This window comes from Evtepia sp. (assembly GCF_056797215.1).
The window spans coordinates 1-7205 of sequence record NZ_JBQILM010000052.1 but is presented as its reverse complement, the minus strand read 5'-3'; the positions used below and the strand labels follow the sequence as shown (position 1 = coordinate 7205).

General features: G+C 56.7%; 6 protein-coding genes. All 6 read left to right on the top strand.

The window, feature by feature from the left end:
* The first annotated feature begins 200 nt into the window (after positions 1–200).
* Positions 201–1661 carry a nucleoside recognition domain-containing protein gene (locus tag ACTOZL_RS09725; RefSeq protein WP_482478177.1) on the top strand — a complete coding sequence of 487 codons (1461 nt, stop codon included), beginning with the start codon at positions 201–203 and terminating at the stop codon, positions 1659–1661.
* Positions 1662–1837: 176 nt separating this feature from the next.
* Positions 1838–2671 carry an AAA family ATPase gene (locus ACTOZL_RS09720; protein WP_482478176.1) on the top strand — a complete coding sequence of 278 codons (834 nt, stop codon included), beginning with the start codon at positions 1838–1840 and terminating at the stop codon, positions 2669–2671.
* 19 nt (positions 2672–2690) lie between these two features.
* Positions 2691–3887 carry a vWA domain-containing protein gene (locus ACTOZL_RS09715; RefSeq protein WP_482478175.1) on the top strand — a complete coding sequence of 399 codons (1197 nt, stop codon included), beginning with the start codon at positions 2691–2693 and terminating at the stop codon, positions 3885–3887.
* Positions 3888–4019: 132 nt separating this feature from the next.
* Positions 4020–4490, top strand: a complete 471-nt coding sequence (locus tag ACTOZL_RS09710) for a zinc ribbon domain-containing protein (RefSeq protein WP_482478174.1) — start codon at positions 4020–4022, stop codon at positions 4488–4490.
* 200 nt (positions 4491–4690) lie between these two features.
* On the top strand, positions 4691–6637 hold the full coding sequence (locus ACTOZL_RS09705; protein ID WP_482478173.1) for a hypothetical protein: 1947 nt from the start codon (positions 4691–4693) through the stop codon (positions 6635–6637).
* Positions 6634–7205: ABC transporter ATP-binding protein (locus ACTOZL_RS09700; protein WP_482478172.1), on the top strand; the 572-nt coding region annotated here is incomplete at its 3' end. The genes ACTOZL_RS09705 and ACTOZL_RS09700, both read left to right, overlap by 4 nt.

Here is a 7205-nt window from a genome sequence, read left to right as displayed (position 1 = left end):
GTGCGCAGCTTCATCGAAGAGACCTACAAGGGCGCTGTGGTGCCCCTGTTCTAAGGGAACCACACCCCCCAAAAACCGACCCCAAAGCGGCACATGGAACCCCCATGTGCCGCTTTTTCCTGCCCGCCCCACCGGTCTTTGGTGCTAAGGGGCCCCGCCCCCACATAGGCTTGTACCACCACACAAAGGAGGCGCAGGCGATGACATTGGATCAGGCAAAGCTGGGGCAGACGGTGACGGTGCTGCGGGTCCGGGGGGAAGGGGCCTTACGGCGGCGGCTGTTGGACATGGGGGTGCTCCGGGGCACGGAGATCACCGTGGAGGGCACCGCCCCCCTGGGGGACCCTATGGAGCTGTCCTTGCGCAGCTATACCCTCACCCTGCGCCGGGCAGACGCGGCCCTGGTGGAGGTGGCCCCCGCCTGCCCCAGGGCCCCCCATCCCCGGCACACCGCCACCCGGACCCTGGACAAGCTCCTGCTCCACCCGGTTTTGGCCCTGCCCCTCTTCGCCTCGGTGATGCTGGGGATGTTCTGGTTCTCCATCAGCCTGGTGGGGCACTGGACCCAGGCCCTGGGGGAGGCCTTGGGGGGTGTGTCCCTCCTGGGGGGGCCTGGGGGGAAGGCGCTGCTGGACTGGTGGCTGACAGGCCAGGGCTGCCCCCTGTGGTTCCGGGACTTCCTCCTGGACGGCCTGCTGGCAGGGGTGGGGACGGTGCTGGGCTTCCTGCCCCAGCTCACCGCCCTCTTCTTCTGCCTGAGTTTCTTGGAGGGCTGCGGCTATCTCTCCCGGGGGGCCTACCTGCTGGACCGGGCAGTGCGGCGCTTTGGGCTGTCGGGGGGCAGCGTGGTGCCCTACATCCTGGCCTGCGGCTGTGCGGTGCCGGGGGCCCTGGCCTGCCGGACCATCCAGCGCCACGGCTGCCGCTGCCTGACGGTATTCACCGCCGCCTTCCTCCCCTGCGCCGCCAAGCTGCCGGTGATCGCCCTGGTGGCCCAGCTGGCCTTCCCCGGGGGCTGGTGGCTGGCCCCGGCGGCCTACGGGGTGGGTTTAACCGCGGCCCTCTTCTCGAGCTGGCTCCTCTCCGGGAGCAAACGCTTCCCCAAGGAGGACATCCCCTTCCTGCTGGAACTGCCCGACTACCGCCTCCCCCCTTCCAGCGCCCTATGGGGGCGGACCTGGGAACGGCTGGGGGAGTTTTTGAAAAAGGCCGGGACCCTGCTGGTGCTCTCCTCGGCGGCGGTGTGGTGGGCGTCCTCCTTTGGCTGGACGGGGACGGGCTTTGCCTACCTGTCCTCCGGGGCCCTGGACCACAGCCTGTTGGCGGCGCTGGGGTCGGCCCTGGCCCCCCTGTTCTCCCTAGCGGGCTGGGGGGACTGGCGGGCGGTGGTGGCCTGCCTCACGGGGCTGCTGGCCAAGGAGAGCATTGTGGGCACTTTGGCGATTTTGGGCTGTCCGGCGGCGCTGTATACCCCGGCGGCAGCCCTGTCCTTCCTGCTGTTCAACCTCCTGTGCCCCCCCTGCCTGGCGGCGTTGGCAGCCCGGTTCCAGGAGCTGGGCCAGGGGCGGCTGTTCCTCTTCACCCTGGTGTACCAGACGGCCTTTGCCCTCCTGGTCTCCATCGGGCTCTACCAAGGGGCCTGCCTGCTGGGTCTGCCCTAAGCACACCCTCACCATTTATACAAAAAAGCCAGGGGCGAAACACGGAAAATCAGCAGGGAAATCATGGAAAATCACATGACTTTCCCCCCGTTCTGTGGTACACTGTTGAGGAATACTCAAAAAATGACCCTGGCGGAGGGGCCCCAGCCGCCAGGCAGGAAGAAAGGACCGCATTCATGAAGGAATTCAAAGGAAGCAGCAGCTACGTGGTCTCCTCGGACCTGCTGCGTATCGTCAACGTATCCATCGCCCTGCAAAAGCCCCTGCTCATCAAGGGGGAACCCGGCACTGGCAAGACCATGCTGGCCCAGGCCATCAGCGAAGCCCTGGGGAAAAAACTCATTATCTGGAACATCAAGTCCACCACCAAGGCCCAGGACGGCCTGTATGTCTATGATACCGTCCAGCGCCTTTACGACAGCCAGTTCGGCGGCGAAGGGGTGGACGACATCGGCAAGTATATCAAGCTGGGCAAGCTGGGGGAGGCCTTCTCCTCCGACGAGCAGGTGATCCTCCTCATCGACGAGATCGACAAGGCCGACCTAGAGTTCCCCAACGACCTGCTGTGGGAGCTGGACAAGATGGAATTCTATATCCCCGAGACCAAGCAGACCATCACCGCCAAGGAGCGGCCCATTGTGATCATCACCTCCAACGCCGAGAAGGAGCTCCCCGACGCCTTCCTGCGCCGCTGCATCTTCCACTATATCGCCTTCCCCGACCAGGACATGATGCGGGATATCGTCCACGCCCACTACCCCGACATTGAGGACCACCTCCTGGACCTGGCCATGCGGGGCTTCTATCAGGTCCGGGACCTGCCCACTGTGGCCAAAAAGCCCTCCACCTCCGAGCTGCTGGACTGGCTGCAAGCCCTGCGCCTGGGTGGGGTGGACCCCAAGAAGATCGAAAGCGAGCTGCCCTATGCAGGCATCCTATTGAAAAAGACCGAGGACCTCACCGCCGTCAAGAACGCCAAGAACCGGCCTAAGAACGGCTACCGCTGGTAAAGGGAGAGGAGGCGCAGCCTTGTTTACCGATTTTTTCTACCTCCTCCGGGCCCACGGCCTGGACGTCTCCATGAACGAGTGGCTCTCCCTGATGGAAGCCCTGAAGCTGGGCCTGTGCCGGAACAGCCTGTTGGAGTTCTACTATGTGGCCCGGGGCATTTTGGTCAAGACCGAGGCGGACTTTGACAAGTTCGACGAGACCTTCCTGCGCTACTTTGAACACGTCCAGCACATGGAGGACATCCCCCAGGAGCTGATGGACTGGCTCCACGACCCCAAGAACATGAAGAAGTACGACAAGGACGAGGTGGACGCCCGCACCACCTTCGACCTGGGCAAGCTGCGGGACATGCTGGAAGAGCGCTTGAAGGAACAGCACGAGCGCCACGACGGCGGCCAATACTGGGTGGGCACCGGCGGCACCTCCGCCCTGGGCCACTCTGGCTACGCCGCTACGGGCATCCGGGTGGGGGGCGAGAGCCAGCACCGCCACGCCCTGCAGGTGGCCGGGGAGCGCAACTTCCGGGACTTCCGGGAGGACAGCACCTTGGACCAGCGCTCCTTCCAACTGGCGTTCCGCCGCCTGCGGCAGCTCACCACCCGCCAGGAGGGGCCCATGGATGTGCTGAACCTGGACCGGACCATCGACGAGACCTGCAACAACGCCGGCTATCTCCAACTGGAATTCGACCGGCCCCGGACCAACGACGTGAAGGTGATGCTGCTCTTCGACTCCGGGGGCTCCATGTCCCCCTACGCCAGCCTGTGCAGCCAGCTCTTCCAGGCGGTGAACCGGGCCAACAACTTCAAGGACCTGCGGATCTACTACTTCCACAACTGCTGGTACTCCGATCTCTACACCGACCCCCGGTGCATGTACGGCGAGAGCGTGGAAACCCAGTGGGTCATCAACAACCTGAGCCGGGAGTATAAGGTCATTGTGGTGGGGGACGCCTCCATGGCCCCCTCGGAGCTCACCTGGATCGGCGGCAGCAGCTATTATAACCGCTACAACAACGAGACCGGCCTCACCTGGCTGGAACGGATGCACAGCCGTTTTCAAAAAATGGTGTGGTTCAACCCCATCCCGGAGGCCATGTGGCAGTATGACTACGGCTACCAGACCATCGAGATGATCGGCAACGTGGTGGACATGTACCAGCTCACGGTGGAGGGGCTGGCACGGGGCTTGAAAAAGCTGGTGTCCGCACGATAACCCAACAACAGGACAACAGGCCGGGGCGCACAGGACTGCGCCCCGGCCTGTTTTGCCCCCTGCGCAACCACAGGTTGCTTGCCCCCAGAGGGGCCTGGGTGTATACTAAAGAAAAAACAGGAGGCCATATTGATGGAAACGAAAGATGCGATTTTAACCCTGCGCAAGGACCTGGGCCTCTCCCAGGACGCCTTTGCCCAAAAGCTCTTTGTCACCCGCCAGGCGGTGTCCCGCTGGGAGACGGGGGAGACCGTACCCAGCACCGACATCCTAAAACAGATTGCCAAGACCTTCCAGGTCTCCGCCGACCAGCTTTTGGGCTATCCCGCCGGGGTCTGCCAGAGCTGTGGGATGCCCCTGGACCAGGAGGAGCTCCACGGCACCGAGGCAGACGGCAGCAAGTCAGCCTCCTTCTGCACCTATTGTTACCAACACGGGGCCTACACCTACCCCACCACCCTAGAGGGTATGGTGGAAAACAACCTGAAATACTTGCAGGAATGGAACGAAAACGCCGGCCTCCAACTCAGCAAGGAGGAGGCCAAGGAAGCCCTGTTGCAATTCCTCCCCACCCTAAAGCGCTGGCGGGAGGCGGCCAACTGAGTGCGCCGCAAAAAATCATCCTATTGTAACATCACCAGGGGGCCACAACGCCGCAGTTGTAGCCCCCTGGTGACGTTGTAGAACCCCCTTGGGGAACGGAGGTTTTGGGGGGGACTGGCAGGCCGTTTTCTCCTTTTGATTAGATTTTTGGGTGTACAAATTTTCAAAAGTGTATTGCGTTTTGGGGAGCATTCGGTATAATGAAGAAAAAGGAACCGGGAGGTGAGGACTTGAGAAATGCCAAATATGGAATGAGCATTGCACTGATTTTTGTGGCATTGGTTCTAGTTGGGGAGATTTATGTATGGTATGTTAGCTCCTTTTTCTCCGTATTCCCATCCACAACGCTATACCTACAAGAGGGGCAGCAGAAGCAAGATTTGTTGGAAGATGTAACAGAAGCGGCGAAGCAAGTTGGAATTGACGCATTTACTGTTGATGTAAAGACCAACAATAGTTTTTCCTATACCCTGGATATATATGGAACAGACCATACAAAAGATAAATTAAAAGAAAGAATGGTCCGTGAAGGGAACTTCAAGAGTATCGCTATTGGAACGATAACCGTCCAACATTTCTCTTTCGAGCAGATTCCAGAGGAATTTACTCCAACCTATTTTTGTTTGACGGGAACCTATGAGGAGAATGTTCTCTTCAAACAACAGTTAATTGATAAATATGCAGGAAACTTTCCTCAAGAAGTCAACAGAGATCATGGAGACTGCTTAGAAATCATAGGCCTGTGGGCCATCGTCTATACCTTCCTGTTGCTGCTCTCCATGTATGACATTGCGATGATCCGCAAAGAGGGCGTGGTGCGAATGGTTTCCGGGGAACCCCTTACCGCCTTTGTCTGGTCGAACATCAAGAAAGATGTGGTCGCTTTTACGTCAATTTTCCTTGCTCTGCTCTGCGTCACAAGCCTGTTTTCGGAAATCAAATATCATATTGAGATTACGATCATCCTATACCTTGTGTTTATTGGGCTTAACTCGTTGCTGTATTTACAGATGCTAAAGCTCGACTTTAGAAGGGATGTTTCCTCCAATCAAAGCGCAAAGAACGTGCTAAAAATAAGCTATATCTATAAATTTATTGCCATGATGCTTACCGTCCTAATGCTGAATGGAACGCTAAGTCTCATCCAAGACGGCACAGACTGTTACCAGCAGGGAGACTTTTTCCAAAGCCATCGCGAGTATTATTATTTCAACCCAGCATCCTCCGAACTCTATGCGGTCCAGGGGAAGGAGTGGGAGATCAACCTGAGTGAAGAGCTGTTTCAGGAAAGAAACCGCTTTGTCTCCGTCGTTGTGGATTATTTCACAGATGAGAATACCTACATTTATACCGATGACAGCGCAAAAGCATATTTAGAGGAACAGATTCCGGAATTAAAGACCATGCAGTTAGAGCAAAAATTCTATATTATTCTTCCGGAAAAATATAAAAACGACGAATCCATTCTTGAGATTGCGTTGGAAAATTGGGAGGGATATTATACAGGCCCTTATGACTATGAAGTAATTGGATGCAAGCGAACCAATACCATTGCAATGGAAGATAGTAAGACAACGGTTACAAGTTCCATCAAAAAAGATCCCATCATCCTTTATAACAATCTTGGAGTTTCAAGCTACGAATCCTTTTCCAGCCTTGGCTATATTCTGCAAAATACTTTGTTGGAGGTCAGCCCCCAGGAGCAGGAGGACTTGGAGGCCAGAGGGATCGTCAATTTCTGCACCAATGCCCAGGAAAACTATTTCTTCCAGTTGGAAGGGGCCAAACGGAATATGACTGCGGGAATTGTGTTTTCTGCCTTAATCTTAGCCATCAACCTGGTCATTCTCAAGAGTATGGTATTTTATGACTATAAGATCAACGCCGTGGAACTTACACTGAAAAAGCTGTTTGGGTATGGGGCTCTTGGGCGGAACTGGCGGCCGGTGCTGCTCTCCGTGATTTCCGCGGTGTCTGCTATTCTCATCAGTTCTCTGGTACTGCATTTCCTAGGACGGGATGGGATATTTTACAATGTGGTTGGCGGCGGGGCGATCTTGCTTGTGGATTTGGCCTGTTTGCTTTCCTATATGCGCAAAATGGGCCGGGTCAGCATGAACCGGATTTTGAAGGGAGGGAGCCTATGATTGCCATCACGGGATTGAACAAAGCCTACGGGGAACATCAGATTTTTCAAGATTTCTCCTTGACCATCCCCACAGGGGAGATGATTGTCCTGTCTGGGGAGAGCGGGTCGGGGAAAACCACCCTGCTGCATATCATCGGGGCCCTGGAAACCTTTGACGGCGGACAAGTTATCGTGGATGGGATCGACGTCAACGACCCCAAGACCCACCGGGACTATTTCGCCAATAAAGTGGGATTTTTATTTCAGAATTTTGTCCTCATTGAGGACATGACCGTTCGGAAGAACCTGAACCTCATCCGGAAAACCAACGCTTCGGGGATTTCCATAGCGGAAGCCCTGGACTATGTGGGCCTTGGGGATAAGATAGACCAAAAGGTGTATGAATTATCCGGCGGAGAACAACAGCGGGTGGCCTTGGCGCGGCTGATGATTAAAAAATGTGACATCATATTGGCGGATGAGCCCACCGGGTCACTGGACCGGAAAAATGCTGAGCGAGTCCTCTCCATTTTAGAGGATTTCCACCAGAAGGGAAAAACCGTTGTAATTGTAACCCACGATGAAGG

What these genes read in the sequence shown, in the direction of transcription:
- ACTOZL_RS09725 (WP_482478177.1), top strand. Translation starts at nt 201, where the DNA reads ATGACATTGGATCAGGCAAAGCTGGGGCAGACGGTGACGGTGCTGCGG.
- ACTOZL_RS09720 (WP_482478176.1), top strand. Translation starts at nt 1,838, where the DNA reads ATGAAGGAATTCAAAGGAAGCAGCAGCTACGTGGTCTCCTCGGACCTG.
- ACTOZL_RS09710 (WP_482478174.1), top strand. Translation starts at nt 4,020, where the DNA reads ATGGAAACGAAAGATGCGATTTTAACCCTGCGCAAGGACCTGGGCCTC.
- ACTOZL_RS09705 (WP_482478173.1), top strand. Translation starts at nt 4,691, where the DNA reads ATGAAGAAAAAGGAACCGGGAGGTGAGGACTTGAGAAATGCCAAATAT.